The organism is Ochrobactrum sp. AP1BH01-1 (assembly GCF_018066705.1).
In the GTDB taxonomy this organism is placed as follows: Bacteria; Pseudomonadota; Alphaproteobacteria; order Rhizobiales; family Rhizobiaceae; genus Brucella.
This window is the reverse complement of sequence record NZ_JAGPOU010000002.1, coordinates 609,890-634,062: the sequence shown is the minus strand read 5'-3', so window position 1 is coordinate 634,062 and position 24,173 is coordinate 609,890. Positions and strand designations below refer to the sequence as shown.

Here is a 24,173-nt window from a genome sequence, read left to right as displayed (position 1 = left end):
GTGGTACGGGCGCGCATGGGCAGGATGGTGTAACCATCCGGCGAAAGCTCCCATGCGCGAAAGACAGGCTCCCTCGGGGGCCTTTTTTATTATCCAAATCAGAAATGAAATGCAGACGGGAAGAGAACAATGACTGCAGGTAAACGTGAGGCGGACGCAAACGCCGCAGAAACGCAGGAAGCAAGCAATCCGCGCGAAATGACAGGCGCGGAAATGGTCATTCAGGCTTTGATCGACCAGGGCGTCGAGAGCATCTTCGGTTATCCCGGCGGCGCTGTGCTGCCGATCTATGACGAGCTTTTCCAGCAGGACAAGGTTCAGCACGTTCTGGTGCGTCACGAGCAGGGCGCCGGGCACGCGGCGGAAGGCTACGCGCGTTCGACCGGCAAGGTTGGGGTGATGCTTGTCACATCCGGTCCGGGTGCGACCAATGCAGTCACACCGCTTCAGGATGCCCTGATGGACTCCATTCCTCTGGTTTGCATTTCGGGTCAGGTTCCGACGACCCTGATCGGTTCCGATGCATTTCAGGAATGCGATACGATCGGCATTACGCGCCCCTGCACAAAGCACAACTGGCTGGTGAAAGACGTCAACGATCTGGCGCGCATCCTGCACGAAGCCTTTCACGTCGCTTCCACCGGTCGTCCCGGTCCCGTTGTGGTCGACATTCCGAAGGATATCCAGTTCGCCAAGGGCATTTATACGCCCCCGGAAACCGCGCCGCGCACCAGCTACCGTCCCGTTCTCGACGGCAATGCGCAGGCAATTTCGGAAGCCGTCCGTCTGCTCGTCAATGCGAAGAAGCCCGTTATTTATTCGGGCGGCGGCGTGATCAATTCCGGCCCGGCAGCTTCCCGTCTGCTGCGCGAGCTGGTGGAGATCAGCAATTTCCCGATCACATCCACGCTTATGGGACTGGGCGCTTATCCGGCTTCCGGCAAGAACTGGCTCGGAATGCTCGGTATGCACGGCACCTATGAAGCCAACATGACCATGCATGATTGCGATGTGATGCTGTGCGTCGGTGCCCGCTTCGACGACCGCATCACCGGACGCCTGAATGCATTTTCCCCGAACTCGAAGAAAATCCACATCGATATCGATCCGTCTTCGATCAACAAGAACGTTCGCGTCGACGTCCCGATCATCGGCGATGTTGCCCACGTTCTGGAAGATATCGTTCGTCAGTTCCGCGCTTCTGAAAAGAAGCCGGAAAAGCAGGCAATCGGTTCTTGGTGGGAGCAGATCGACCGCTGGCGCTCCCGCAATTCGCTCGCTTATGCGCCGAACCGGGATGTCATCATGCCGCAATATGCAATTCAGCGGCTCTATGAACTGACGAAGGATCGCAAGACCTACATCACCACCGAGGTTGGACAACACCAGATGTGGGCTGCGCAGTTCTATGGCTTCGAGGAGCCGAACCGCTGGCTGACCTCGGGCGGTCTCGGCACCATGGGCTATGGTCTGCCGGCGGCGCTCGGCGTTCAGATCGCGCACCCTGATGCGCTGGTTATCGATATTGCAGGCGATGCATCGATCCAGATGTGCATTCAGGAAATGTCGGCTGCAATCCAGCACAATGCGCCGATCAAAATCTTCATCCTGAACAACCAGTATATGGGCATGGTGCGCCAGTGGCAGCAGCTTCTGCATGGTAACCGTCTGTCCCACTCCTATACGGAGGCGATGCCGGATTTCGTGAAACTGGCGGAAGCCTATGGAGCGCACGGTATTCGTTGCGAAAAGCCGATTGATCTCGATGCCGCCATTCAGGAAATGATCGATATCGACAAGCCGGTCATCTTCGACTGCCGCGTGGCAAATCTCGCCAACTGCTTCCCGATGATCCCGTCGGGCAAGGCGCATAATGAAATGCTGTTGCCCGACGAAGCCACTGACGAAGCCGTTGCCAATGCCATCGACGCCAAGGGCCGCGCGCTCGTCTGATCCGGAGGAAAAAATCATGAATGCACAAAACCTAGCTTCCGGATCGGCCTATTTTATCGCTGCCGAAACGCAAATGCCGGAAACGCACACGCTTGCCGTCCTCGTTGACAACGAACCGGGTGTTCTTGCCCGCGTGATCGGTCTTTTCTCTGGCCGTGGCTACAATATCGAAAGCCTGACGGTTTCGGAAACCGAGCATGAAAAGCACCTGTCGCGCATCACAATCGTGACACGCGGCACGCCGCATGTGCTCGACCAGATACGTCACCAGTTGGCCCGCATTGTGCCGGTTCACCGCGTTGTCGATCTCAGTCACCGCGCCTCGGAACTTGGTCATGACCGTCCGGTGGAGCGTGAACTGGCCTTAGTGAAGGTCGCCGGCAAAGGCGAGGCGAGGGCGGAGACGCTACGGCTTGCCGACGCGTTCAAGGCCAAGGTGGTTGACGCGACGACAGATCATTTCATTCTGGAAATCACCGGAAAGCCTGCCAAGATCGACCAGTTCATCTCGATCATGAAGCCGCTCGGTCTGGTTGAGACCTGCCGTACTGGTGTTGCAGCCATGAACCGCGGACCGGAAGGCATGTAAATTTCTCGAACAAAATCGATACAATATCATTGAAAACCGGCACAATGTTTCGATTGTGCCGGTTTTCTATTGAGCTAATTTGTCCCTATAAATCGGGGCCATGTTATGTCTATTGAAATTTTTCTGGCGCTTCTCGTCTTCGCCTTCGTCTCATCCGTTACACCGGGACCAAACAATCTGATGCTTCTGGCGTCAGGCGTGAATTTCGGTTTCCGCCGCACAATTCCGCATATGCTGGGAATTGGCGTAGGGTTTTTCGTGTTGCTGCTGTCGGTCGGATTCGGTCTCGGTGCTTTGATTGAAACGGTGCCGTCCTTCTATACCGCGCTGAAGTTCGCCGGCGGCACCTATATGCTTTATCTCGCCTGGAAAATCGCCATGTCGCGTTCCATCGGAGAGGCAAAACACCGCGATAAGAGCGAGCCGATGACTTTTCTTCAGGCGGCAGCGTTCCAGTGGGTCAATCCGAAAGCGTGGGTGATGGCGGTCACAGGGATTGCCACCTATGCCAATCATGACAACTATTACGTTGCCGTGCTTCTGGTCAGTGCTGCCTTCGCGATTGTGAATTTGCCTAGCGTGTCGGTCTGGGCGGGGTTCGGAACGTTGCTGCGCAACTGGCTTTCCGATCCTGTTCGGTTGAAATGGTTCAATCTTGTCATGGCTTTGCTGCTCGTGCTGAGCCTGTGGCCAATGCTGAAATAAAGATGAAGAGGCGCATGATGAACAAGCTTCCAACTTACGATGACGTGGTCTCGGCCGCAAAGCAGATCGAAGGCCACGTCCATCATACACCGGTATTCACATCGTCAACGATCGACCGCGAAACCGGCGCACAGTTCTTCTTCAAATGCGAGAATTTTCAGCGCATTGGTGCTTTCAAATTTCGCGGTGCGTTCAATGCTCTGTCGCGGTTTACGGACGAGCAAAAGGCGCGGGGTGTGCTGGCTTTTTCGTCCGGCAATCATGCCCAGGCGATAGCGCTTGCAGCCAAATTGCTTGGCATCGGCGCGACCATCATCATGCCCGAAGATGCGCCGCGCACCAAGCTTGAAGCGACCCGAGGCTATGGCGCGAAGGTTGTTACCTATAACCGCTATGAAGATGATCGCGATGTGATTTCAAGCCGATTGGCGGAGGAGGGCGGGCTGACTCTCATTCCGCCGTTCAATCATCCCGATATCATCGCTGGTCAGGGAACCGCGGCCAAGGAACTGATCGAGGAAACCGGCCCTCTCGATGCTCTGTTCATCTGCCTCGGCGGCGGTGGCCTGCTTGCCGGTTCGGCGCTGGCGGCGAAAGCCTTGTCGCCGGGTTGCGATGTCTACGGTGTGGAGCCGGAGGCTGGAAATGACGGTCAGCAATCCTTGCGCTCCGGCAAGATTGTACACATAGATGTGCCAAAAACGTTGGCGGATGGTGCGCAGACGCAGGCCCTCGGCGACATGACCTTTGCCATCATTCGCGACACTGTTCGCGATATTCTGGCCGTCAGCGACGATGAACTCGTGCAGGGCATGAAATTCTTCGCTAGCCGGATGAAAATGATCGTGGAGCCTACGGGCTGCCTCGCTTTTGCCGGTGCGCGGCAGATAGCGTCGAAACTGCAAGGCAAGCGGGTAGGCGTGATCGTCAGCGGTGGCAATGTCGATCTCGATCGGTTTGCAACTTTGGTGAGCAAAGGCGTTTGATCACGGTTTGATCTTGTTTTCGGGCGGCGAATCCTGTCTGAAGGGACGATGCAGTTTTCACCGGAACAGGATCAGGCGCTGAAAGCCGTCGGGCATTGGCTCAAGGACGGACGCAGCCCCATTTTCAGATTGTTCGGCTATGCGGGTACGGGCAAGACGACGCTCGCCCGCTATTTCGCCGAGCATGTGGACGGCGACGTGCAGTTTGCTGCCTTTACCGGGAAGGCAGCACAGGTGCTGCGCTCGAAGGGTGCCGGCAATGCCCGCACGCTTCATTCGCTCATCTACCGCCCGCGCGGTGAGGAGGCGATTGAAGACGAAACGACCGGCAAGACTTCCATCGCGCCGACCTTCTCGCTTAACCGTCAAAGCCCTGTCGCCAAAGCAGCGATGATCGTTGTGGACGAATGTTCCATGGTCGATGAAGCGCTGGGTCGGGACCTGATGAGTTTCGGCACGCCTATCCTTGTCCTTGGCGATCCGGGACAGTTGCCTCCGATTTCCGGTGGCGGCTTTTTCACGGAGCACGAACCGGACTATCTTCTGACCGAGATTCATCGTCAGGCGCAGGACAATCCCATCATTCGCATGGCGCTCGACGTGCGAGAGGGAAGGGAACTTCCCTATGGTGACCATGGCGCCGCGAAGGTTATCGGTAAAGGCGACGTCAATCAGGAGATGGTTCTGGCGGCCGATCAGGTGCTCGTCGGCACCAACCGCACGCGGCGCCGCTACAATCAGCGCCTGCGAGAGCTGAAAGGTTTTACCGCGGATTACCCTCAAGCGGGGGACAAGCTGGTATGCCTGCGCAACGATCCCGCCAAGGGACTTCTCAACGGCTCGCTTTGGAAGGTGATGACGTCATCGAAGGAAACTGTAAAGCCCGGGATAAATCTGCTGGTGACACCGGAAGATGACGATCGCGGCGTTGCCAAGATCAAGCTGTTGAAGGCGCAGTTTGAAGACCCCGACAGCGAAATTCCGTGGCAGACAAAAAAGCGCTACGATGATTTCGATTACGGATATGCCTTGACCGTTCATAAAGCGCAGGGTTCCCAATGGGACGAAGTGGTACTTTTCGATGAAAGTTTTGCGTTCCGCGATACGCGTGAGCGCTGGCTTTATACAGCCATTACGCGCGCTGCCGAACGCCTGACTATCGTAAAATAATCATTCTTCGGTCGGTCTCGCGCTGAGCCATTCCCAGGCCTCGTTTTCTTCGTCCGCTTCAAATGCACGGAGCTCTATGGAGAGGAATGGCTGCATGAGAGTTATGCTTGCCTGTATCCACAGGGGACCACCGACGATAGCATAGCGGCGGAGCTTTTTCAGTGATTTGGCCCGCATGGACAACATGCTCTCCGAGAATGCAGCGGTCCAGTCGAACCCTTCATAGCCGGTGAGACGTATCAGAAGATCGATTTCTTCGTGCGTTTCGTAAGCTGCATCGAGAAGCCCGTAGAGGTTCTCCAACGATGCATCGTCGAGGTGCCCTTCGATGGCAAAAGCGAAAACGTCATCCCGGTTTGTTGGAATACGGCGAATGACGGGTATGTCCTCATTTCGCATCATAGATCTCCATCATTGATCGGATTCAAACGTCGAAGCGGGGGCAAAGGTTGCGTCCGCCTGCAAATTGATACGAACTGAAAAGCTCTGCAAACCCAGTTTGTTACAACCAATTTGCGCTGTTGGGGATTGCGGTGTGGTGCGACGGCAAAACACTCACATTTTTTCATGGCAGGCGTTATAAAGCGGAATATTCATCCGGGAGTCTCCAATGCCTGCGAAATTATCGGTCAATCTCAACGCTGTTGCGATGCTGCGAAACCGGCGCGATTTACCATGGCCAAGCGTTACGAGTCTGGGCCGCGCCGCGCTCGCTGCGGGGGCTGCCGGTTTGACGGTACATCCGCGTCCGGACCAGCGTCACATTCGGTTTTCCGATCTGGGTGAAATACGCGCTTTGATCGATGACGAGTTTCCGCAGGCTGAGTTCAACATCGAAGGCTTTCCAAGCGAGGCATTTCTCGATCTCGTTGAAAAGCACCAACCGGAACAGGTGACGCTTGTGCCCGATGATCCGACACAGGCGACGTCTGATCACGGATGGGATTTCGTGTCCACGTCTGATTTCCTGGCGCCGATAGTAGCCCGCCTGAAAGCAGGTGGAATGAGGGTGTCGTTGTTTGCCGATCCTGATCCGCTGGGGTATGAACGCGCAAAGGCTATCGGGGCGGATCGGGTGGAGCTCTATACTGGCCCCTATGGCGCTACCTATGATGACCCGGCTGCGGCAGCGCGTGAACTGGACCGTCTGGAAAAGGCTGCAAATGTTGCCACAGCGTTGGGTCTGGCTATCAATGCGGGGCACGATCTGACAGTAGACAACCTGCCTGCGCTGGTTAAACGTGTTCCTCAGTTAAGCGAAGTTTCCATTGGGCATGGATTGACAGCCGACGCCCTGATGTATGGGATGCCGACGACGGTAAGCCGCTATATCGCGGCCTTGGGCTAGATATGGATTAATGCGCTTTATGCATGGCTGGGATTGGAGCTTTGCAAAAAGCGCATTTGCATTCGGGTGTGACAAGCTATAGGCGTCCGCCACTGTTCAGATGCGCTAGGGACGCGCGGGATCGTATGAGGGAAGCATTGAAGCAGTTCTCCAACGTCTGCTTTGCGCGCTGCGGCAATTGCAATACTGTTGCAGTCACGCAGATCGCTACGTTCAGTCGACGCCATGACCATGATTGAAACTGGTTTGGGCAAGGCTTGGCAGCGATGCCGGAATTCGCAACCTTTTGCGAATACACTCATTATCTCAATTCGATCCCAGTAACTCCAGCCAGAACGTTTTCAGGAAGTTGCGAGGTGCCTGCATATGAGCGGCGAGCTAAATGGCAATGACACGCCGTCACAGGCTGGTGTGCCTGCAGTTGGTGTTCCTGAGGGCGCCGCCTTTGCTGAAGATGCCGCGCAGCATAATGAGAGCATGAAGACGCTGGTGTTGGGAGCGCTCGGCGTCGTCTATGGTGACATCGGCACCAGCCCTATTTACGCTTTTCGTGAAGCGCTTCATGCGGCGGCGAGTGACGGCATTCTTGCGCGCAGCGACATTCTGGGCGTGGTCTCGCTGATTTTCTGGGCGCTGACGCTGGTTGTGACCGTCAAGTATGTGCTGTTTGTTCTGCGCGCTGACAACAACGGTGAAGGCGGTATTCTCTCGCTGATGGCCCTTGTCAGAAGTGCGTTGAAAGGCAGGCCGGACCTTATCCTGGGGGTAGGCATCTGCGGCGCGGCGCTGTTTTTCGGCGATGCGGTGATCACGCCCGCTATATCGGTCCTTTCGGCAATGGAAGGTCTCGAGATTGTCGCTCCCGATCTGACACCTTTCGTGGTCCCCATAACCGTCGTCATTCTTGTGACGCTGTTTTCTGTACAGAAACTCGGTACCGGAAAAGTTGCCATTGTCTTCGGACCAATCATGGCGTTGTGGTTTCTGGCGCTGGGTGCATCGGGCCTATGGCACATTTTCGATGACCCCACCGTTATGGTCGCGCTCAATCCCTATTATGCGGTGCGCTTTCTGACGGTGAGTCCGGGCATCGCCTTCATTACGGTTGGCGCCGTGTTCCTCGCGATGACTGGTGCTGAAGCCCTTTACGCTGATCTGGGACATTTTGGGCGCAAGCCAATTGTTCGTGCTTGGCTTTGGGTCGTATTTCCATGTTTGCTGCTCAACTATTTCGGGCAGGCTGCGTTCATTCTTTCTCACGGTGAAGCGGCCGCTCTGCCGTTCTTCCAAATGATGCCCAGCTTCGCGCTTCTGCCCATGGTTTTGCTTGCCACCGCTGCAACCGTGATAGCGAGCCAGGCGGTTATTACCGGTGCTTATTCGGTGGCGCGTCAGGCGGTTCAGCTCAATATTCTTCCGCGCCTGGAAATCCAGCACACCTCGGAAAAGCTGCACGGCCAGATCTATATTCCAAGGGTCAATCTGCTTTTGGGGCTGGCGGTGGTCATTCTGGTACTGGGTTTCGAGAAGTCCAGCAATCTCGCCGCAGCATATGGCATTGCCGTCACAGGCAATATGCTGGTTACGACGGTTCTGCTCTATATTGTGATGACTCGTATCTGGCATTGGCGGGTGAGCCGCGCCTTGCCGATTATTCTGGGTTTCCTTGTCATCGACATCATGTTTTTCAGCGCCAACATCATCAAGGTTCATGAAGGAGGTTGGGCGTCGATCGGCATCGCTGTGGTGCTCGTCCTCATCATGTGGACCTGGGTACGTGGAACGCGGCATCTCTTTCATAAGACCCGCAAGGCTGAAGTTCCGCTTGATCTCATCGTCCAGCAGATGACCAAGCGTCCGCCGACCATCGTGCCGGGCACGGCCGTTTTTCTGACGGGCGATCCCAAAAGCGCTCCGACGGCGCTCATGCACAGCCTGAAACACTACAAGGTGCTGCACGAAAACAATGTCATCTTGACGGTTGTGACCGCTTCGAAGCCATGGGTTTCGAGCGCCGACAGGGCGCGGGTGTCCCAATATAACGAGCGCTTTATGCAGGTGACGCTCACTTTCGGCTATATGCAGCAGCCAAACATTCCGCGCGCGCTCGGCATCTGTCGCAAGCTCGGCTGGAAATTCGACATTATGACAACGTCATTCTTCCTGTCGCGCCGGTCGCTCAAGGCGTCGGCTCATTCCGGCTTGCCGCTCTGGCAGGACAAGTTGTTTATCCTGCTTGCCCGAACGGCGTCGGACGCGACCGAGTATTTCCAGATTCCCACTGGTCGTGTCGTCGAGATTGGAACGCAGGTAAACCTTTAGCCTGGGACAATCTGCGTCGGCCTCGAAAATCTAAAAACGCTTTCCAGACCCAATATCTGGAGGGCGTTTTTTAGTGCATTCAGCGGGCCGAAATTGGGAGTGCGAGTTTCCGCAATTTGTGAAAACATGCTTGACCTGTGGCGGAACAATAATTATGAAATCACGAACCGTACCGTACGGTACAAGTTGGAGGAAAGGTTTCGTGACCGATACAGGCGCCGAATTGCAGGCTCAAAAGCAGCAGACTCTTTCGCCGCGTCAGAACGATGTTCTGGAGCAGGCGTTGCGCCTTCTAGTGAAGGGCGGGGACCGCGCTTTGACGACGGCAAGTATCGCACGTGCCGCCAACTGCTCGAAGGAAAGCCTCTACAAATGGTTTGGTGACCGCGATGGTCTGTTGACGGCAATGGTTCGCTGGCAGGCATCGAAGGTTCGCGTGGTGCCGCTGACGCGTGAGAAGCTCGATGCGGAATCCCTGTTTTCCAGTCTGGAACATTTCGCGCGCGACTGGCTGCTGGTGCTTTCGGGAAAAACCTCGATTGCGCTGAACCGGCTGGCTGTGAGTCACGCAGCGTCCGCCAAATCGGCATTGGGTGATATCGTTTTGGCCAATGGCCCTGTGGCAATGGCCAAGCGCCTCAAGCCCATCCTGCATATGGGGCAGGAGGCAGGTTTGCTGGCCTTTGACGATATCGACGAAGCATTTCGCACGTTTTTCGGGCTCGTCGTCCGGGACATGCAAATACGGTTGCTTCTTGGCGACCATCTGGAACTGACTGACGACGTGGTCATCCGGGATGGCCGGCGCGCCACCAAGCAGTTTTTTGCTCTCTATGGGGCCTAATCACATCGGCGGACGCAAGAAAGCCGAAGAACAATCTCAACGAAGGGAATAAGGAAATGCGCGTTTACTACGATCGGGATGCAGACGTTAACCTGATCAAGTCGAAGAAGGTGGTTATCGTCGGTTACGGCAGCCAGGGCCGTGCCCATGCGCTGAACCTCAAGGATTCCGGTGCTACTAACGTGCGCGTGGCCCTTCGTGAAGGTTCTGCGACCGCGAAAAAGGCTCAGGCTGATGGCTTTGAAGTCATGAACGTTGCCGATGCCGCCAAGTGGGCCGATCTCATGATGATGGCAACGCCTGACGAGTTGCAGGCTGACATCTACAAGGAACACATTCACGACAATCTTCGTGATGGCGCGGCAATCGCTTTTGCCCATGGCCTCAACGTGCATTTTGGCCTCATTGAGCCGAAGAAGTCGGTTGATGTCGTCATGATCGCACCGAAAGGTCCAGGCCATACGGTGCGCGGCGAATACCAGAAGGGCGGCGGCGTTCCTTGCCTCATCGCCATTCACCAGGATGCCTCGGGCAACGCGCATGATCTGGCTCTCTCCTACGCTTCGGGCGTCGGTGGCGGTCGTTCGGGCGTCATCGAAACGACCTTCAAGGAAGAGTGTGAAACCGATCTGTTCGGTGAGCAGGCTGTTCTTTGCGGCGGCGTGGTCGAACTGATCCGCACGGGTTTTGAAGTTCTGGTCGAAGCTGGCTATGCGCCGGAAATGGCTTATTTCGAGTGCCTGCACGAAATGAAGCTGATCGTGGACCTGATCTACGAAGGCGGCATCGCCAACATGAACTACTCGATCTCGAATACGGCCGAGTGGGGCGAGTACGTGACCGGTCCGCGCATCATCACTGCCGAAACCAAGGCTGAAATGAAGCGCGTACTGAAAGACATCCAGACGGGCAAGTTCACGTCGGACTGGATGCAGGAGTGGAAGGCTGGCGGCGCTCGCTTCAAGGGTATCCGTCGCATGAACGATGCTCACCAGATCGAAGAAGTCGGCGGTAAGCTGCGCGCAATGATGCCGTGGATTGAAAAGAACAAGCTGGTCGACAAGGCTCGCAACTAAGAAGCTTTAGCTTCCGTTAGCCGATAGAGGGGGCGTTTCATGCGCCCCCTTAATAGTTGGTGTCTGAGAAGGTTTGCGCGTTCGTCGCGAACGAAAAGAACTTAAATTCTGCACCAGTTTTTCGTTTCATGCACTTTAGGGCCTAAAACAATTCCGAATATCTTTATTCCATAGAAGCATGGGAAAAGCTGTTCTCGTCTGCCCAAAAGTGCGCTAGAGCTTCACATCGAATAGCCAAGTTTTGAGGAGACTTCGCTATTACAAATTCCGTAAAATGTACGGATAGTCTAATTGAGGAGATTTCCCGTGTTGGACTGGGAAAATGTATTTGCAACGCGCTCGAAACGTATGCGCGCATCGGAAATCCGCGAACTGCTGAAGCTTCTGGAACGTCCCGATATTATTTCGTTTGCGGGCGGAATTCCTGATCCGGCTCTTTTCCCGCACGAAGAATTCCAGGCGGCCTATAAGGATATTCTTACCGGCACAGAAGCCAATGCAGCGCTGCAATATTCCATTTCGGAAGGCTACAAGCCGCTGCGTACGTGGCTTGTCGGTGAGCTCGCCAAGATCGGCATTCCTTGCACGGAAGACAATGTGTTCATCACATCGGGTTCGCAGCAGGCGCTAGACTATCTTGGCAAGCTGTTCCTGTCGCCTGCCGATACGGCGCTCGTGACCGCTCCGACTTATCTCGGCGCGCTTCAGGCTTTCAACGCATATGAGCCGAATTACGATATACTGGCGATCAAGGGCAACCGTACGCCGGAATCCTATGCTCAGTCAGCAAAGAAGGCTGGCGGTCAGGTCAAATTCGCTTATCTGTCTGCCGATTTTAGCAATCCGACAGGTGAAACCGTCGATCTTGCTGGCCGCGAGAAGCTGCTCGCGCAGGCGGATGAACTCGACATTCCGGTGATCGAGGATGCTGCCTACCAGTATCTCCGCTACAATGGCGATGCGATTTTGCCAATCCTGGCACTCGACATTGCCCGTAACGGCGGCGATATCGAGAAGACCCGTACCATCTATTGCGGTTCCTTCTCCAAGACGCTGGCTCCGGGCCTGCGTGTGGGCTATGTGGTGGCGTCGAAGCCGGTTATTCGCAAGCTTGTTCTGATGAAGCAGGCGGCGGACCTTCATTCTTCCACGATCAACCAGATCGCCATTCAGCGCGTTGCCAGCAGCGGCTTTGATGCTCAGGTAGCGAAGCTGCATAAGGTTTATAGGCACCGTCGCGACAAGATGCTTGAGGCGCTGGCGAAGTATATGCCGGAGACCACAAGCTGGACGAAGCCAGAGGGCGGCATGTTCGTCTGGGTCACGCTGCCGGAAGGTATGGACGGCGCCGCACTTCTTGCGGCTTCCATCGATAGCGAGAAAGTTGCATTCGTTCCGGGCAGAGCGTTCTTTGCCGATGGCACTGGAGCCAACACGCTACGCCTCAGCTATTCGTGCGCAAATGACGAGATGATCGATGAAGGTATCAAGCGGCTTGGTCGCCTGATACGCGCTCACACAAAATCTGCCGCTGCCTAAGCCGCAGGTATAAAATAAAAGCCGGGCTCTGACCCGGCTTTTTCCTTATTGGAAGGGCGAATTGCAGCCCGTCCTCGGACCGGCTAATGGCTGGTAGGTATTGTCAGACGTCCTGTAGCTGCGATAGCGGTTTGAACACCACTGGATATGATTGCTGCTGGGTCGTGCACCCGCTGCCGGCGGCTGCACGGTCTGCCTGTATTGCAGTGCGTCGCCATTTTTATAGTTCAACACGCCATGTTCTGTAATATAGGTTCCGCTTTCCCGGCAAAGCGTTGAACCGTAGCAATTGCGGGCGCTCGGGTCAGTGCGGTTGGCACCAGCCTGACCGCCGATAATCAGCGGGCCGCTCGGCTTTAGTGAGGGAAGATACTGGCTGTTGCGCAGTTCGACGGCTGATCCCGCGCTCGCAATGCCGGCGACAAAAAGCCCGGTCAGTATAATCAGGCGCAGTATTTTTCCCATCGTCTCGGCTCGCTTCAATTTCGGTTCTCCCGGTATATGGGTATATTCTATGTCCAAATCACGGTTTCAGCGGAAATTTATTGGTTTCGGAATTCATCCTCTTGCCAATTGCCCGGCAAGCGGAGAGATTGCGCAGGCATGTTTACGATAGCTACCTTCAATGTTGAAAACCTGATGCGCCGGTTCGATTTTTCTGGCTTTCGCAATGAATTGCATCAGGATCGCACCTTGCAACTGTTCGAAATCAGCGATGAGGCACAGTATCGCCTTCTCGAACAGGCACGTGCCATTGCACATGCCGACGATACACGCCAGATGACGGCTCTTGCTATCGCCGAAACGCGCGCCGACATTCTTTGCCTGCAGGAAGTGGACAATCTGGCTGCGCTCAATGCGTTCGAGTATGGCTATCTTTTCAAGATGATAGGCCATGGCTTCCGGCATAAATATCTGATCGACGGAAACGACAGCCGGGGCATCGATGTCGCCGTTATGATGCGCGACACCACAAGGGACGGTCAGCCCATCGAGGTGGATGAGGTTACAAGCTATGCATACGTAACCTACAATGATTTCGGCCTTTACGAGCCTGCCCTCGGCGAACTCGGGCTTGAGCCTCATGACCGCATCTTCAAGCGGGATTGCCTGAATGTGGATATTCGCATTGCCGGAAAGCCGCTATCGCTTTTCGTGACGCATCTGAAATCAATGACGGGTGCGCGTAACGGCTTTGATGGGCGAACTTCATCTTTGCCCGTGCGTCGCGCTGAAACGCGAGCCGTGCGCCGTATCATCGAAGACAAGTTCGGACCGGCCAACGTTGCTGACCGCCGCTGGCTGATTTGCGGTGATTTCAATGACTATCGTGAGCGGATCGTCATAGGGGGAGATGAATGGAATGGCTACCAGTTCACTCCAATGGTCGAAGAGGAAAGTGCGCTCGACCTGCTTCTGGCAGATGGATTTGCAGTCAATCTGGTCGAACGTCGCCCCGTCATGGACCGCTGGACGCTGTATCACACGCGCGGGCCGCAAGAGCGCCATCTTTGCCAACTTGACTACGTCATGGCTTCGCCTTCATTTGCGAAGAAAAACGAGGAGGCGGTTCCGAACATCATCCGGCGTGGGCAGCCGTGGCGCACAATCTTTCCGCCTGACCAGCAGGTTGACCGCTATCCCCGGACCGGATGGGATCGTCCGAAGGCAAGCGATCATTGTCCGGTTGCAGTGACACTGAATATGGTTTGAGTGATGGAACACGTCCGGGAAAACACCGTTCATATTATCGACCGTGCCGATGTGCGGGTGCTGCCCGGTCCCTTGCCGTATGCAATGGAGAACAGGGAGGCGATTGCGTCGAACTGGACGAGAGAACGGGCCGCGAATCCGAGCTTGTTCGACGGTGAGTTTTATTTGGCGCCGCACGCTGAGTTGACAGGCGGCCAATTTAAAGCCGGTTTCCAGCGTACCAGTTTTGCGACGCTGATGCATTGGCGGCGTGACGTGTCGCAAGAACGTCCATGGCATATTTTCGGTATCGGAGTGATCGTCTCCAGTGAGGGACATTTGATTGCAGGACGCATGAGTGCGCAAAATGCGGGAGCAGGCAGGGTTTATTTTCCAGCCGGTTCCATTGACGATAATGATATTGTCGATGGGTATGTCGACTATGATGCCAATCGCAGGCGAGAGGTTCAGGAAGAAACCGGTCTTGATCTTCGTGACGCCAGAGCGGAGCAGCAAATCAATCTTGTAACCGGCAATCGCAGCATTGCGCTTTTCCGCCGTTATTATTTTGACGCGCCATCAGCGGAACTGGTGTCGGGGATTGAACAGCACTTGTCCGAGGAGGCCGAGCCGGAACTGTCGGAGATCATACCGGTGAAGGCAGCAGGAGCGATGGGCGAGGCCACGCCGACTTATGTGCGAGCCTTCGCGGACTGGCATTTCAACAATCTCTAAAACTTGGTCAGACTTGCAGATGACAGCGCTGCGAAATTGTCTATGCTCACAGATAACGCGAAGCATCAAGCATCGGAGTGAAATCGCCTTTGCGGTCTATCTTGTGAGTACGTCGTGGGGAGAATGAGGGATGAGTGAAGCCGCTGTTTCCGGCAGATTTTACGAGGTTTTCGACGTTTTCGCCGACAAGGCTCTGGCTGGAAATCCGCTGGCTGTGGTTCATGATAGCGGAGGTTTGAACGATACGCGTATGCAGGCCATCGCGCGCGAGTTCAATCTTTCTGAAACGGTGTTCATTTTCCCACCGAGCAATCCGGCGCATGAAGCAGCGGTGCGTATCTTCACGCCTGATTATGAGCTTCCCTTTGCCGGACACCCGACAGTGGGGGCGGCGGTGTCGCTCGCCCGACGCCGCAAGACGGGAGATGAGACGGACAGGCTCGTGGCTTTGGAAGAGAAGGTCGGCATTGTTCGCTGTGGCGTCATACTTGGCGAGAACAGCGCATTCGCCGAGTTCGATCTGCCTCGCCTGCCGGAACGGCTGGACGTTAAGGTGGAGAAAGAAGAGGCCGCCGCTGCGATCGGTCTCGGTACTCACGAGATTGGATTCGAGAACCATGTGCCTGCTGTCTGGAGTGCAGGCACACCATATCTGCTTGTGCCTGTTCACAATCTGATAGCAGCGGCGAAAGTGTCCATTGACCCGGTTTACGTCAACGAAAGCCTGCCGCACGTCGATGGCCGGCCCTTGCCAATCTATGTCTATTGCCGGGAAACGATTCTGTTCGACAGCAATTTCCATGCGCGCATGTTTGTAACGGGCGCCAATGTCTATGAGGACCCTGCTACCGGCTCCGCCGTCGCTGCCTTTGCAGGCATGATCCAGAAGAACGACAAGCCGATTGATGGCAGTTCGCAGTGGTGGATCGAGCAGGGGATGGAAATGGGGCGACCATCACGGATTCGCCTTGAACTGGATGTCGCCAAGCAGCAGCTTACAGGCGCCCGGATCGGGGGAACCGCAGTGAAGATCGCGGAAGGGCGCCTTTTCGCCTGATAAAATTACCGCGCCTTGCCATTTGACTACGGTCAAAGCCGGAACGCCGCCCTATGTTAACCTGTCGGAAACTAACAAACGGCAGAGGCGCGCTAATGATGATCAGGGAAATGTCCGAATACGATATCCGGGACATGATACAGCACACCCCACTGGGGCGGCTGGCGTATGTTCTTGATGATCGCCCATATATCGTGCCGCTGAGTTTCAGGTTCAGCGGCGGTTCACTTTATTGTTTTACGACAGAGGGCCATAAGACTGAAGCCTTGCGCAAGAACGATGCGGTTTGCATAATTTTCGATCATATTGAATCCCGGACCAACTGGCGCACCGTGGTGCTGAATGGCCGATATCGGGAAATCGAACGCGAAGACGAGAAAAACTCCATCGTCGCGCTCATGGCCTCGGAGCCGACCTGGTGGGAACCAGCATATACCAAAACGGTTGCGAAGGACGGACACGAACGCAAGCTGGCTCCGGTCTTTTTTCGTGTTGATATCGAAAGTGCGACAGGTCACCAGACCGGCTGAAATCGAGGGTCTGAAATTTCCGGCAGACTCGATCCCGTGTTATTTTACCACTAGAACCGGCGTGTCGCCGCGGGTCAGGACTTCATAGGTCTGACTGCCGAGAAGCATGCCTTTCAGTCCACGACGACCGTGGGATGCCATGACGATCAGATCATTGCGCAGTTCCTTGGCTGTCTCAATGATGGATGTCGCTGGATGCGTAGCGACCTTATGCAGGGTATGAACTTCGACTTCCGCTTCCTCTGCAAGTTCGCGCGCGCGGGCGAGGGATTTATCGGCATATTCGTTCCATTCCTGCTCGAAACGCTCAATGAAGGCAGGGCTATCGGTCCAGCCGCCCGGAAGTCCGGACACGGAATAGGGAGCGGTCACAGTCAGCACGGTAACTTTCGCGCCGACGGCATGCGCCAGCTTGAAGGCGTGCACGAGTCCACGCTCTGCAAACTCTGACCCGTCGGTGGTTACGAGAATATTCTTGTACATGCTGCTGCCCTCGCTGTTGCTTTTCCATCTTTAAGCTAATGCGTTAAAGAGCCATATCAAACCCTTCCCTGACAAGTTGTTTAGACGGAACGATTTCATGCCTCTCGATTGCGATGCATTTCATGCCAGCTGGATAGCGACAGTTCTCAATCTCGATTGGCCGTCGCGCAGTTCTTCCCGCATTGAGGACGATGCCGAACGCATAAAGCGCCAGAAACAGGAACTGGTCAGGCTCTTCGATGAGGCATCCGAGCATGGTATCAATGCGGTGATTTTTCAGGTTTCGCCGACTGCCGATGCGTTTTACAAGTCATCCTATTTGCCGTGGTCGTCCTATCTCACCGGAACGCTCGGCAAAGATCCGGGCTTTGACCCTTTGAAATTTGCCATTCAGGAAGCGCATAAGCGCGGCATTGAACTGCACGCATGGCTTAATCCTTATCGCGTCTCGATGGATACGAAGCCGTCTACCCGCAAGGAATTGCGAAATTCCTCGAAAGAGTCTCCGATCAGTGTTTACAAGTCTCATCCGGATTGGATCGGCGTTTCAGCCGACCGTTATGTGCTTGATCCCGGTATTCCGGCGGTTCGCGATTGGGTGACGAATGTGACGGCAGAAGTCGTGCAGAAATATGATGTCGATGGCGTTCAGTTCGATGATTATTTCTACTACGAAACGGCGACGTCAAAACTTGATGACGATAAATCCTACAAGCAGTTCGGCACGCATTTCTCGAGCAAATATGAATGGCGTCGCTACAATACCCATACGCTGGTGCGACAGATTTCAGACAAGATAAAGTCAATCAAACCAAATGTGCGCTTCGGTATCAGTCCGAGCGGCGTCTGGCGCAATGCTGCTGACGATCCGCGCGGTTCTGCAACCCGCGCCGGAAAAACCAACTACGACGGTGATTTTGCCGACACGCGACGCTGGGTCAAGGAAGGTATGATCGACTATATCGCCCCGCAGATTTACTGGTCCTTCGGACGGAAGGAAGTTTCCTACGGAACGATTGCCAAATGGTGGGCAGAGACGGTTCGCGAAACGAAGACCGACCTCTATATTGGTCTGGCACTTTATCGGGCCGGTTCCGGGACGACGCTTGAACCCGGGTGGCAGGCCGGGGATGGCGTGACAGAAATCAAACGACAGCTTGAGCTCAACGATTCCCTGCCGGAAGTGAAGGGAAGCATTCTATTTCGTCAAGGGTTTCTCTCCGACCCGAAGCTGGCAGCCGTTTCGAACTATCTGAAGAACACGTGGGGCAAATGCAGGCCACGCAAAAAATAACCGCAAAAAAACGGCGATAGTCTGCGGAATCCTCCCTTGTTTGATTGAAATCAAAGAGCTTTGTTTGAGCCGGTGCTAACTAGCCGTCGTTGCCGGTTTCCACCAGAGTCGGTGACCCGGGGTGCCGAGGCCCTACTCGAAAGGCACCCCGGCTAAATCAATCTGTCGAGCGCATGAGCGCGATCTTTCTGCAACGTCGCCTGTCGGCAGCCAGCGGGTGCTGTCGGCGTTGCTCCCCTCTGTTTCAGCAAATCAGCACCCGCGTCTCCAACACATCGATGTTGGCTGTTCTTGATCCTAATCAAAGCGAACAATTGCGATCATGGCTAGAGCGGATCCAACCGGGAGTTTGCGATTCTGAATCGCTTCCCCCAATTCACCGGTTGCTAAATGAGAAGGTAGTTCCATATCCCCTCGAGAAGGTTCCGGCTCAGACCGGCGGCGGGGCGGTGGGGTAACGAAAACCCTTGCAGACAGCGACCGCTTGCCGATGCTTCGTTTGAAGACGGCATTGTGACGATGATGGCAATGAGGGTGTTTCGTTATGGCTTTCAACCGCAAGCAATGGATATTGGCTGGAGCGATTATCGTCCTCGCAGCAGGCGGATATTATGCCTGGAAAGCGCTGAATGGCGACGGATTGCCGGAAGGTATAGCCCGGGGCAATGGCCGTATCGAGGCGGTTGAGATCGATATTTCGACGAAGAGTCCGGGACGTATCCGTGAAATCCTCGTGGATGAGGGCGATTTTGTTCAGGCAAATGACGTCCTTGCACGCATGGACACGGATCAGCTGGAAAGCCAGCTCAAACAGGCGGAAGCGCAGTTGCGACGGGCCGAGATCGGCATCGAGACGGCGCGCAGCCTTGTCACGCAACGCGAAGCCGAGCACACTGCCGCGGAAGCGACCGTGGCGCAACGCGAAGCGCAGCTGGACGCTGCGCAACGCCGTCTGGCCCGATCCCAGCAGTTGACGCAATCGCGCACAGTTTCGCAACAGGTTCTCGATGATGACCGCGCAACCGCGCAGGGTGCGGAAGCGGCCGTCGGCGCGGCCAGAGCGCAGCTTGCTGCGACGGAAGCAGCCATAGGCGCCGCAAAGGCGCAGGTTATTGATGCAGAAGCATCGGTGGAGGCCGCCAAGGCAGCAATTGCCAGCATCCAGGCAGATATCAACGACGCCACCTTGAGAGCTCCGAAACCAGGACGTGTTCAGTATCGTGTCGCCCAGCCGGGTGAGGTGCTTTCCGCGGGTGGACGGGTGCTCAATCTTGTGGATGTCAGCGATGTTTATATGACCTTCTTTCTGCCGACAGCTCAAGCGGGGCGGGTCGCCATTGGTGCTGACGCCCGGATCGTTCTCGATGCGGCACCTCAATATGTCATTCCTGCGAAGATAAGTTTTGTAGCCGACGTTGCCCAGTTCACACCGAAGACTGTGGAAACGGAGGAAGAGCGCCAGAAACTGATGTTCCGGGTCAAGGCGAAGATTTCGCAGGAACTGCTTCAAAAATATATTCAGCAGGTAAAAACGGGGTTGCCGGGCATGGCCTATGTCAAGCTTGATCCCAATGCCGAATGGCCGAAGCATCTCGCGGAAACCGTGAAATGAATGGTAGTTCTGTCAAAGCTGACGCCAATGTCGACGGCTTTGTCGTCCGGGCGCAAGACGTAGGACTGTCCTACGGAAAAACCCGTGCGCTGCGGGAGATCGACCTTGATATTCCTGCGGGTTGCATGGTCGGGCTGATCGGGCCTGATGGAGTGGGCAAGTCGAGCCTCTTATCGCTCATCGCCGGGGCCCGGACGATGCAGCAGGGCCAGATCAAGGTCCTGGGTGGTGATATTTCCGATAAGCGGCATCTCCAGTCTGCTTATCCGCGCATCGCCTACATGCCGCAGGGGCTTGGGAAGAATCTTTATCCGACACTTTCGGTGTTCGAAAATATCGACTTTTTCGGACGGTTGTTTGGACATAACCGGAAAGAGCGTCAGCGTCGTATTGCCGATCTTCTGGGTCGTACGGGCATGTCTCCGTTCGCGGATCGTCCTGCGGGCAAACTTTCCGGAGGTATGAAGCAGAAGACAAGTCTCTGCTGCTCGCTGATCCACGACCCCGATCTGCTTATACTCGATGAGCCAACCACTGGTGTCGATCCGCTGTCCCGCCGTCAGTTCTGGGAATTGATCGACGATATCCGCAGGGATCGTCCGGGAATGAGCGTCATCGTTGCCACTGCCTATATGGAAGAAGCCGAGCGTTTTGACTGGCTCGTCGCCATGAATGACGGGCAGATTCTGGCGACGGGTACGCCGCAGGAATTGCTGCAGCGTACCAATACTCCCAATCTCGATGCCGCCTTTATCGCGCTTCTGCCGGAAGAATTGCGGAAAGGGCATCACGACATCGAAATCCCAAAGCGTGAATTCGGCGACGATGCCGAAATCGCAATCGAGGCGCAAAACGTCACTGTTCGTTTCGGCAATTTCACTGCGGTGAATGATGTAAGTTTTCGAATTCCGCGTGGCGAAATCTTCGGCTTTCTGGGCTCCAACGGTTGCGGCAAGACCACGACCATGAAGGTCTTGACCGGACTGCTGCCTGCCAGTGAGGGAACAGCGCGGCTCTTCGGGCGTGAGGTCGACCCGAAGGATATCGATATACGCCGCCACGTCGGGTATATGTCACAGGCGTTTTCACTTTACTCGGAATTGACCGTTCGCCAGAATCTGGAGCTTCACGCCAAGCTGTTCGAGATGGCGCATGACCTGACTGAACGCCGCATCAGGGAATTGACCGACCGTTTTGATCTTACAGAGGTCATGGATTCCTTGCCCGACGCTTTGCCGCTTGGTATCCGCCAGCGGCTCTCACTGGCTGTGGCTTTGATCCATTCGCCCGATATCCTTATTCTCGATGAGCCGACGTCTGGTGTCGACCCGGTGGCGCGTGACGCATTCTGGCAAATCCTTGCAGACCTGTCGCGCAAGGACAATGTTACCATCTTCGTCTCTACCCATTTCATGAACGAAGCTGAGCTTTGCGACCGCATTTCGCTGATGCACGCGGGCAGGGTGCTGATTAGTGATACGCCGAGGGCGATTACCGAAAGTCGCCGCGCCGCCACTTTGGAAGAAGCATTCGTCGCATATCTTCAGGATGCCATTGGCAAAGCAGAACAGCCCGCGCAATTGCCTGCAGATCTGCCGGATCAAGCGGCAGAGACAGGTGAACAAGGTCCGAAGAATGCTTCAAGCTCGTTGCCGAACCTACGGCGAATGCTGGCTTATACGCAGCGCGAGGCTTTGGAACTGAAGCGCGATCCCATCCGCGCAACGCTCGCAATTCTCGGCAGCGTTATCCTGATGTTCGTCATCGGCTACGGCATCAACATGGATGTCGAGAATCTGAAATTTGCAGTCCTCGACCGTGACGATACGACGATCAGCCGCGATTACGTCCAGCAGATTGCAGGTTCACGCTATTTTTCCGAGCAATCTCCCATAACCGACTATGATGATCTCGACCGGCGAATGCGCGAGGGGGAGATCAGCCTGGCCATCGAGATACCGCCAAATTTCGGCGCAGATGTCACGCGTGGTCGTCCGGTGGAAATCGCTGCGTGGATTGACGGCGCTATGCCCGCCCGTGCCGAGACGATCAAAGGCTATGTTCAGGGTATGCATGCCAATTGGCTGACGCAGAAAGCGCGTGAACTTTATGGTCGCGCGGCGACGGTCGGCAGTTTCAATCTGGAGATACGCTATCGTTACAATCCCGATGTGCAGAGCCTCGTGGCCATGGTGCCGGCGGTCATTCCGCTTCTGCTGCTCATGATCCCAGCGATGCTGGCGGTGCTAAGCGTGGTCCGGGAAAAAGAACTGGGTTCGATCATCAATTTCTACGTGACGCCGGTGACGAAATTCGAGTTTCTGTTCGGCAAGCAATTGCCGTATATCGGGCTGGCGTTTCTCAATTTCCTGATGTTGACAGCCTTTGCGGTTTTCATTTTCCGGGTGCCGTTCACTGGCAGCTTCCCTACCTATGCGCTGGCGGCATTGCTTTATGTCACGATCGCGACCGGCATGGGGCTGGTGCTGTCGACTTTCATGAGCAGCCAGATCGCAGCGATCTTCGGCACGGCTTTGCTGACACTCATTCCGGCTGTGCAATATTCCGGCATCATTGATCCTGTGTCGTCGCTGCAAGGCGCTGGGGCGTTCATAGGCAAAATCTATCCTGCAACGCATTTCGTGACCATTTCGCGCGGGGTTTTCTCCAAGGCACTGGGATTTTCCGATCTCGCAAGTTCGTTTCTGCCGTTAGTCATAGCGGTGCCGGTACTGACGGCGCTCGCCATCGTTCTCCTCAAGAAACAGGCGGGCTGAGATGCGGATATCCAACATAGTCCAGCTTGGCGTGAAGGAACTGCGCGGTCTCGCACGCGACCCGATGCTGCTGATCCTGATTGTTTATGCCTTTACGCTTGCAATCTATACAGCATCGAAGGCGATGCCTGAAACGCTCAACAATGCGGCGATAGCGATTGTCGACGAGGACCAGTCACCGGTTTCGAGCCGGATCACGACAGCATTCTATCCGCCATATTTCGTGCCTCCGCAGCTGATTTCATCCTATGAAATGGATGCGCGGATGGATGAAGGGCTGGATACATTCGCGCTCAACATCCCGCCGAATTTTCAGCGGGACCTTCTGGCGGGGCGTTCACCGACGATCCAGCTCAATGTCGACGCGACGCGGATGAGCCAGGCCTTTACCGGTGGCGGTTATGTGCAGGCGATTGTGACGAGCGAGGTGAACGAATTTCTCAATCGCTATCGCGGCGGCGCACAAACGCCTGTCGAACTCAATCTCAGGGCGAGGTTCAATCAGGATTTGAACAAGGGGTGGTTCGGGGCGATCAACAATGTGATTTCATCCGTCACAATGCTGTCGATTATCCTGACGGGCGCGGCCCTTATTCGCGAGCGTGAACACGGAACCATAGAACATCTGCTGGTGATGCCGGTAACGCCGGTCGAAATCATGGTCAGCAAGATATGGTCGATGGGGCTTGTCGTGCTGGCTGCTTCGGCCTTTGCATTGGTGTTTGTAGTTCAGGGTCTGCTTGCCGTTCCCATCTATGGGTCGGTATTGCTGTTTCTGGTTGGTGCAGCGCTTCAGCTTTTCGCGACCACCAGTCTCGGCATATTTCTGGCGACGGCGGCTGGTTCCATGCCTCAGTTTGGAATGTTGCTGATGCTGGTGCTTCTGCCGTTGCAAGTGCTTTCTGGGGGGACAACGCCGCGCGAAAGCATGCCAGAGATCATCCAGACAATCATGCTGGCAGCGCCGAATACGCATTTCGTCATATTGGCGCAGTCGATCCTGTTTCGCGGAGCAGGCCTTGGTGTCGTCTGGCCGCAATTTCTGGCTCTTATCGTCATCGGCTCGGTGCTGTTCTATTTCGCGCTCCAGCGTTTCCGCGCATTCCTGCGATAGAAAAATCTTTTCAAAACAGGAGGCTGAATCCATTCCTTGCCAATGTGATTCAGTTTTCTGTCCCGGATTGCGCTTCGTCGGAGTTGCGAATCCTTAACCATGTTGCTATCGCAACATCAGGAAACGGTTCCGCTGTTCAGGCGGATGAAAAGGGAACACGGTGAAGCCATTCAGGCCGATGCCGCGACTGCCCCCGCAACTGTAACCGGAGAGCTATCCTCCACAGCCGTGCAAGCGGTGAAAGCCACTGAGAGCTATCGTGCAATCGGGAAGGCGGAGGAAAAGCGATGACCCGGAAGTCAGGAGACCTGCCGTATCTGGTCACCCATGCATGGATACGGGGTGTG

Annotated in this window: 21 protein-coding genes and 1 riboswitch; of the genes, 18 read left to right on the top strand and 3 right to left on the bottom strand. The window is 55.4% G+C overall.

The genetic code is table 11. The features are described from left to right. Positions 1–129 precede the first annotated feature (129 nt). From J9800_RS08425 to J9800_RS08405, 5 genes are all read left to right on the top strand, one after another. The gene (locus J9800_RS08425) at positions 130–1,953 is read left to right on the top strand and encodes an acetolactate synthase 3 large subunit (protein WP_114216777.1); all 1,824 of its coding nucleotides are present in this window, start codon (positions 130–132) and stop codon (positions 1,951–1,953) included. Positions 1,954–1,969: 16 nt separating this feature from the next. Next, entirely contained in the window at positions 1,970–2,542 is a 573-nt protein-coding gene (gene ilvN / locus J9800_RS08420; protein WP_112592513.1) for an acetolactate synthase small subunit, read from the top strand. Between the two features lie 105 nt (positions 2,543–2,647). Continuing rightward, positions 2,648–3,247: a LysE family translocator gene (locus J9800_RS08415; protein ID WP_114216776.1), complete on the top strand. Its 600-nt coding sequence runs from the start codon at positions 2,648–2,650 to the stop codon at positions 3,245–3,247. Positions 3,248–3,264: 17 nt separating this feature from the next. Continuing rightward, entirely contained in the window at positions 3,265–4,233 is a 969-nt protein-coding gene (locus J9800_RS08410) for a threo-3-hydroxy-L-aspartate ammonia-lyase (RefSeq protein WP_114216847.1), read from the top strand. A gap of 48 nt (positions 4,234–4,281) precedes the next feature. After that, on the top strand, positions 4,282–5,403 hold the full coding sequence (locus tag J9800_RS08405; protein WP_114216775.1) for an ATP-dependent DNA helicase: 1,122 nt from the start codon (positions 4,282–4,284) through the stop codon (positions 5,401–5,403). Here J9800_RS08405 and J9800_RS08400 read toward each other — a convergent pair whose 3' ends face one another. Further along, positions 5,404–5,802, bottom strand: a complete 399-nt coding sequence (locus J9800_RS08400; protein ID WP_205315976.1) for a SpoIIAA family protein — start codon at positions 5,800–5,802, stop codon at positions 5,404–5,406. 211 nt (positions 5,803–6,013) lie between these two features. Between J9800_RS08400 and J9800_RS08395 the strand changes: the two genes are divergently transcribed. From J9800_RS08395 to J9800_RS08375, 5 genes are all read left to right on the top strand, one after another. Then, positions 6,014–6,751, top strand: coding sequence for a pyridoxine 5'-phosphate synthase (locus J9800_RS08395; protein ID WP_114216773.1), 738 nt, complete (start codon positions 6,014–6,016; stop codon positions 6,749–6,751). A 366-nt stretch (positions 6,752–7,117) separates the two neighbouring features. Beyond that, positions 7,118–9,073 carry a potassium transporter Kup gene (locus tag J9800_RS08390; RefSeq protein WP_112592506.1) on the top strand — a complete coding sequence of 652 codons (1,956 nt, stop codon included), beginning with the start codon at positions 7,118–7,120 and terminating at the stop codon, positions 9,071–9,073. A 202-nt stretch (positions 9,074–9,275) separates the two neighbouring features. Further along, a complete protein-coding gene (locus tag J9800_RS08385) occupies positions 9,276–9,917 on the top strand; it encodes a TetR/AcrR family transcriptional regulator (RefSeq protein ID WP_114216772.1) in 642 nt (213 codons plus the stop codon). Between the two features lie 56 nt (positions 9,918–9,973). Then, positions 9,974–10,993 carry a ketol-acid reductoisomerase gene (gene ilvC, locus J9800_RS08380; RefSeq protein WP_114216771.1) on the top strand — a complete coding sequence of 340 codons (1,020 nt, stop codon included), beginning with the start codon at positions 9,974–9,976 and terminating at the stop codon, positions 10,991–10,993. 306 nt (positions 10,994–11,299) lie between these two features. Then, the gene (locus J9800_RS08375; RefSeq protein WP_114216770.1) at positions 11,300–12,532 is read left to right on the top strand and encodes an aminotransferase-like domain-containing protein; all 1,233 of its coding nucleotides are present in this window, start codon (positions 11,300–11,302) and stop codon (positions 12,530–12,532) included. Positions 12,533–12,577: 45 nt separating this feature from the next. On the opposite strand, the gene J9800_RS08370 is transcribed toward J9800_RS08375, so the two are convergent. After that, positions 12,578–12,997: a BA14K family protein gene (locus J9800_RS08370; protein WP_114216769.1), complete on the bottom strand. Its 420-nt coding sequence runs from the start codon at positions 12,995–12,997 to the stop codon at positions 12,578–12,580. A 138-nt stretch (positions 12,998–13,135) separates the two neighbouring features. On the opposite strand from J9800_RS08370, the gene J9800_RS08365 reads away from it, so the two are divergent. The 4 genes from J9800_RS08365 (at position 13,136) to J9800_RS08350 (ending at position 16,546) form a co-directional block, all read left to right on the top strand. Then, positions 13,136–14,245 carry an endonuclease/exonuclease/phosphatase family protein gene (locus tag J9800_RS08365; RefSeq protein WP_114216768.1) on the top strand — a complete coding sequence of 370 codons (1,110 nt, stop codon included), beginning with the start codon at positions 13,136–13,138 and terminating at the stop codon, positions 14,243–14,245. 3 nt (positions 14,246–14,248) lie between these two features. Next, complete coding sequence (locus J9800_RS08360) at positions 14,249–14,959, top strand: NUDIX hydrolase (protein ID WP_114216767.1); 711 nt, start codon at positions 14,249–14,251, stop codon at positions 14,957–14,959. Between the two features lie 130 nt (positions 14,960–15,089). Next, entirely contained in the window at positions 15,090–16,016 is a 927-nt protein-coding gene (locus tag J9800_RS08355) for a PhzF family phenazine biosynthesis protein (protein WP_114216766.1), read from the top strand. Positions 16,017–16,111: 95 nt separating this feature from the next. Further along, positions 16,112–16,546 (top strand): pyridoxamine 5'-phosphate oxidase family protein, encoded by a 435-nt coding sequence (locus J9800_RS08350; RefSeq protein WP_112592494.1) that lies wholly within the window; start codon positions 16,112–16,114, stop codon positions 16,544–16,546. A gap of 39 nt (positions 16,547–16,585) precedes the next feature. On the opposite strand, the gene J9800_RS08345 is transcribed toward J9800_RS08350, so the two are convergent. Further along, complete coding sequence (locus tag J9800_RS08345) at positions 16,586–17,029, bottom strand: universal stress protein (RefSeq protein ID WP_114216765.1); 444 nt, start codon at positions 17,027–17,029, stop codon at positions 16,586–16,588. 97 nt (positions 17,030–17,126) lie between these two features. Here J9800_RS08345 and J9800_RS08340 point away from each other — a divergent pair, with 97 nt between their 5' ends. From J9800_RS08340 to J9800_RS08325, 4 genes are all read left to right on the top strand, one after another. Then, complete coding sequence (locus J9800_RS08340; RefSeq protein ID WP_114216764.1) at positions 17,127–18,323, top strand: glycoside hydrolase family 10-like protein; 1,197 nt, start codon at positions 17,127–17,129, stop codon at positions 18,321–18,323. 544 nt (positions 18,324–18,867) lie between these two features. Continuing rightward, entirely contained in the window at positions 18,868–19,935 is a 1,068-nt protein-coding gene (locus J9800_RS08335; RefSeq protein WP_114216763.1) for an HlyD family secretion protein, read from the top strand. Further along, complete coding sequence (gene rbbA / locus J9800_RS08330) at positions 19,932–22,712, top strand: ribosome-associated ATPase/putative transporter RbbA (protein WP_114216762.1); 2,781 nt, start codon at positions 19,932–19,934, stop codon at positions 22,710–22,712. Before J9800_RS08335 ends, rbbA begins: the two co-directional genes overlap by 4 nt. A 1-nt stretch (position 22,713) precedes the next feature. Beyond that, positions 22,714–23,826 (top strand): ABC transporter permease, encoded by a 1,113-nt coding sequence (locus J9800_RS08325; protein WP_114216761.1) that lies wholly within the window; start codon positions 22,714–22,716, stop codon positions 23,824–23,826. A 107-nt stretch (positions 23,827–23,933) separates the two neighbouring features. Beyond that, positions 23,934–24,156: riboswitch (cobalamin riboswitch) on the top strand. Positions 24,157–24,173: the final 17 nt, after the last annotated feature.

Coding starts and splice junctions, on each gene's coding strand:
- J9800_RS08425 (WP_114216777.1), top strand. CDS start 130: ATGACTGCAGGTAAACGTGAGGCGGACGCAAACGCCGCAGAAACGCAG.
- ilvN (WP_112592513.1), top strand. CDS start 1,970: ATGAATGCACAAAACCTAGCTTCCGGATCGGCCTATTTTATCGCTGCC.
- J9800_RS08415 (WP_114216776.1), top strand. CDS start 2,648: ATGTCTATTGAAATTTTTCTGGCGCTTCTCGTCTTCGCCTTCGTCTCA.
- J9800_RS08410 (WP_114216847.1), top strand. CDS start 3,265: ATGAACAAGCTTCCAACTTACGATGACGTGGTCTCGGCCGCAAAGCAG.
- J9800_RS08405 (WP_114216775.1), top strand. CDS start 4,282: ATGCAGTTTTCACCGGAACAGGATCAGGCGCTGAAAGCCGTCGGGCAT.
- J9800_RS08400 (WP_205315976.1), bottom strand. CDS start 5,802: ATGCGAAATGAGGACATACCCGTCATTCGCCGTATTCCAACAAACCGG.
- J9800_RS08395 (WP_114216773.1), top strand. CDS start 6,014: ATGCCTGCGAAATTATCGGTCAATCTCAACGCTGTTGCGATGCTGCGA.
- J9800_RS08390 (WP_112592506.1), top strand. CDS start 7,118: ATGAGCGGCGAGCTAAATGGCAATGACACGCCGTCACAGGCTGGTGTG.
- ilvC (WP_114216771.1), top strand. CDS start 9,974: ATGCGCGTTTACTACGATCGGGATGCAGACGTTAACCTGATCAAGTCG.
- J9800_RS08370 (WP_114216769.1), bottom strand. CDS start 12,997: ATGGGAAAAATACTGCGCCTGATTATACTGACCGGGCTTTTTGTCGCC.
- J9800_RS08365 (WP_114216768.1), top strand. CDS start 13,136: ATGTTTACGATAGCTACCTTCAATGTTGAAAACCTGATGCGCCGGTTC.
- J9800_RS08360 (WP_114216767.1), top strand. CDS start 14,249: ATGGAACACGTCCGGGAAAACACCGTTCATATTATCGACCGTGCCGAT.
- J9800_RS08355 (WP_114216766.1), top strand. CDS start 15,090: ATGAGTGAAGCCGCTGTTTCCGGCAGATTTTACGAGGTTTTCGACGTT.
- J9800_RS08350 (WP_112592494.1), top strand. CDS start 16,112: ATGATGATCAGGGAAATGTCCGAATACGATATCCGGGACATGATACAG.
- J9800_RS08345 (WP_114216765.1), bottom strand. CDS start 17,029: ATGTACAAGAATATTCTCGTAACCACCGACGGGTCAGAGTTTGCAGAG.
- J9800_RS08340 (WP_114216764.1), top strand. CDS start 17,127: ATGCCTCTCGATTGCGATGCATTTCATGCCAGCTGGATAGCGACAGTT.
- J9800_RS08335 (WP_114216763.1), top strand. CDS start 18,868: ATGGCTTTCAACCGCAAGCAATGGATATTGGCTGGAGCGATTATCGTC.
- rbbA (WP_114216762.1), top strand. CDS start 19,932: ATGAATGGTAGTTCTGTCAAAGCTGACGCCAATGTCGACGGCTTTGTC.
- J9800_RS08325 (WP_114216761.1), top strand. CDS start 22,714: ATGCGGATATCCAACATAGTCCAGCTTGGCGTGAAGGAACTGCGCGGT.